The organism is Mycobacterium persicum (assembly GCF_002086675.1).
Classification (GTDB): domain Bacteria; phylum Actinomycetota; class Actinomycetes; order Mycobacteriales; family Mycobacteriaceae; genus Mycobacterium; species Mycobacterium persicum.
In genome coordinates this window covers 1-3,487 of sequence record NZ_MVIF01000189.1, presented here as the reverse complement: position 1 = coordinate 3,487, position 3,487 = coordinate 1, and the positions used below count along the sequence as shown (strand labels likewise).

The window sequence follows — 3,487 nt, the reverse complement described above, 5'->3', positions numbered from 1 at the left end:
GGCGGGGTCAGGCCGTGCAGCCGGGCCCGGACGGCGCAGAACCCCACCAGGTTGAGCGGATTGCCGGTGTCATACCCGGAAAGTGTTGTGCGGATGACATTTTGGTCATCGGCTCCGATTCCGACGGATTGTAGCGCGGCAACGCTGAGTTGCGGTATCGGCGGCAACTCTTGCCCGCGGCGCAGCGCGTCGGCTTCCCAGTACACCACGCCATTGGCATAGAGGGATTTCATCGTCTCCCAGGTCCAGCGCAACGCACCGGGGATCGAGGCGAGATTACGCCAGATCAGGTTGACAAAAGTCATTCCGAGCGTTTGGCGGATGTCGGCATAGAGGTCCGCGATTTCCCCAGTGGCCGCGGCCTCGCTGATACTGGGAACCGGATCTCCGGACGACCGCATGACGCTGGCTTTCAGACCGAATCCACTGCCGGTTCAGTCTGGCATGTTTTCGCGCATATGCTTGATCGCGAGCTTCATGGCCGCTTCCTTGACTTTGTTGCGTGCCATCATCTTTGCGTTATGTTCGGCGATGTTGATGGTGTAGGGGTTGGCTCGCAACAGCTTTGCCGCAAAGAGCAGGTTGAGCGCGGTCAGCTCGGCGTTACGGCGCACGTACGGGGACAACTCGCCGCCGGCCTCGATGTAGCTGGCTCCGGGTCCGGCGTCACCGACCCAGTACACGTCGGTATTGGGTGGGACTGTCGCGCCGAAGTGCAGGAGGTTGGCGAAAGTGTTGGCCACACAGTCATGGCTACCGTCCTCGTTACCGGTGACCACGATGCCTGCCACCGACCCGTAGAGCGGGAACTGGCCGGTCCGTTCGCACATCACCGTCTTGGTGGTGCCGTCGAGCCTTTCGATCACCCGCTGCATCACCGACGACCGCACGCCCATCCAGATCGGCATTGCGGGCACGATGATGTTGCAGCGCTTGACCTTTTCCAGGATCGCCGGCCACTCGTCCCCGTCGCCCTCGTCGTTCATCACTCCGGGCTTGACGTTGTAGTCGACGACCCGGACGATCTCGGTTTCGATGTCGGGTTCGTGCGCCCGCAGACGCTCGATCAGCAGATTGCACAGCGCCTCGGTATTCGAAACTTCCGGCGCATTTTTCAGGGTGCAGTTCAGAAAGAGCGCGTAGAGCGGCCCTTCCTTTTTCAGGTCGTGGAATACCGACGTCGCCACGCGTTTCTCCATTTGTTGACCGCTGGTGGAATTTTGATGAGACCGCAAGCGAAGAGTACACGAATGAACGCGTAACGGAAGGGAATACGCCGAGCAAAAAACAGCTGAGTGCTAAGCGTGGTCGCGCCGCGCGGTGGCGTAGCGCAGGGCTTCTCCAATTGTGTTGTGGTGGAACTGAAAACCAGTTTCTTCCAGTGCGGCCGGGATGGCTCGCTGACCGCTGAGCAGTACTTCGTCGGCGAACTCCCCGAGCGCGGCGCGTACCGCGAACCCGGGCAGCATCAACGGCGTCGGGCGGTTCAGTGCCCGCCCGAGCGCGGTGGTGAACTCGGCGTTGGTCACCGGCGCCGGCCCGGTCATGTTCACCGGCCCGGACAGGTCGGGGTTGGAGATGGCGAACAGCAGCGCCCGCACCTCGTCTTCGAGGCTGATCCACGACATGTACTGACGGCCGCTGCCCAGCCGCGCCCCCAGGCCCACCGAGAATGCCGGCCGCATCGGGCGCAGCGCGCCCCCGGCCGGAGCTAGCACCAGCCCGGTGCGGGCCAGCACCACACGAGTGCCGGCGTACTGGGCCGGCAGCGTGGCGGCTTCCCAATCGACACACAGCTGGGCCAGGAAACCCCCTCCGGCTGAGTCGTTTTCGTCGACGACGCGGTTTCGGGTGTCTCCGTAGTAACCCACCGCGCTGGCGTTGATCAGGGTGCCGACACCGGCGTCGGCGACGGCGGCGGACAGTACCTCGGTGGGCGTAATCCGGCTGTCGCGCAGATTCTGTTTGAACGCTCCCGACCAGCGGCGCCGGCCGATGTTGACGCCGCACAGGTTGACCACGGCGTCGACGCCGCTGAGTACGTCGGGATCGAACTCGCCGCTGTCGGGATTCCAGTGCAATTCTTCGGAATTCGCCGGTGTCCGGCGCACGATGCGAAGCACCGTATGGTCGGCGGCACGAAGCGCGGCGGCCAAAGCCGAGCCGATCAAGCCGGACGAACCCGCTATCGCGACAACCGTCTCGGGCACCGTTTCATCTAGCCTTTCTCGGCCCTTCTTGACGGCCCATCACAGACCCAAGTCTGCTTCGAACGCTCCCTCTTCCAGGCGGTGCTTGATGGTGCTGAGGAATCGTCCCGCATCCGCGCCGTCGATGAGGCGATGGTCGTAGGTCAGTGGCAGATAGCACACGGAGCGCACGCCGATCGACTCGTTGCCGAAGGAGTCGACGATCACCCTGGGCCGTTTGACGATCGCTCCGGTACCCAACATGGCGGCCTGCGGCGGCACCAATATCGGGGTGTCGAACAAGGCGCCCTGGCTGCCGATGTTGGTGATGGTGAACGTGCCGCCGGACAACTCGTCGGGCTTCAAGTTGCCCGACCGCGCGCGGGCGGCGATGTCGGCAATCGCGCGGGCCAGCCCGGCCAGCGACAAGTCGCCGGCGTTGTGGATGACGGGGGACAGCAGGCCCTGCTCGGTGTCAACGGCGAAACCGAGGTGCTCGGCGTCGTAGTAGGTGATCTCCTTGGTCTGCTCGTTGTAGCTGGCGTTGATGTTGGGATGAATCTTGAGGGCGTCGATGACCGCTCGGGCGAAGAACGGCAGGAAGGTCAGATTCACCCCCTCCCGTTCGGCGAACGCCGCCTTGGCCCGGGCGCGCAGCGCCACGATCTTCGTCATGTCGACTTCGTGGGTCTGCGTCAGCTGTGCCGTCGCCTGCAAGGACTCGCGAGTCTTGTTGGCGGTGATCTGGCGGATCCGGCTGGCCTTCGCCGTGGTGCCGCGCAGATGCGCCAACCCGGGGGCCGGGGCGGGCGGTGCGGCCGCTTTGGCAGCCGGCGCAGCTGCCGGCGCCTGCGCGGCCGGTTTCTTTTGTTCTGCCGCGGCCAGTACGTCCTGCTTACGGATCCGGCCGCCGACGCCGGTGCCGGTCACCTCGGCGAGGTCGATGTTGTGCTGTGAGGCCAGCTTTCGCACCAGCGGCGTGACGTACGGGGTGCCTTCGGCTTCGCCTTGGGCCGCGGGCTGAGATGGAGGCGCTTCGGCCTTCGGCGCGGGCGCGGTGGCGGGTTCTGGCTTGGGTTCGGGCTTGGGTTCGGGAGCGGGCTTGGCGGCGGGCTCCGGCTTGGGTTCGGGCTTGGGTTCCGGCTTGGGCTTGGGTTCAGGCTCGGCCTCGGGTGCGGGTGCCGGCTTGGGTGCGGCCGGCGCGGCGGCGTGGGAGCCGGTGCCGATCCGCGCCAACTCACCACCGACCTGGACGACGTCGTCCTCGTCGGCGGTGCTGCTGCCCAGACCGCCGGCCC

3 protein-coding genes and 1 pseudogene are annotated in these 3,487 nt (G+C 65.4%); all 4 read right to left on the bottom strand.

Features of this window, described 5'->3' with window-relative positions; all coding sequences use genetic code 11:
- Positions 1–401 (bottom strand): annotated as a pseudogene (locus tag BST40_RS27510) (hypothetical protein); the annotation flags it as partial.
- A gap of 33 nt (positions 402–434) precedes the next feature.
- Positions 435–1,187, bottom strand: a complete 753-nt coding sequence (locus BST40_RS27505) for a flavodoxin family protein (protein WP_075545294.1) — start codon at positions 1,185–1,187, stop codon at positions 435–437.
- 111 nt (positions 1,188–1,298) lie between these two features.
- Positions 1,299–2,210 (bottom strand): TIGR01777 family oxidoreductase, encoded by a 912-nt coding sequence (locus tag BST40_RS27500; protein ID WP_075545235.1) that lies wholly within the window; start codon positions 2,208–2,210, stop codon positions 1,299–1,301.
- Positions 2,211–2,249: 39 nt separating this feature from the next.
- The coding region (gene sucB / locus BST40_RS27495) for a 2-oxoglutarate dehydrogenase, E2 component, dihydrolipoamide succinyltransferase (RefSeq protein ID WP_142276835.1) at positions 2,250–3,487 on the bottom strand (1,238 nt) is incomplete at its 5' end.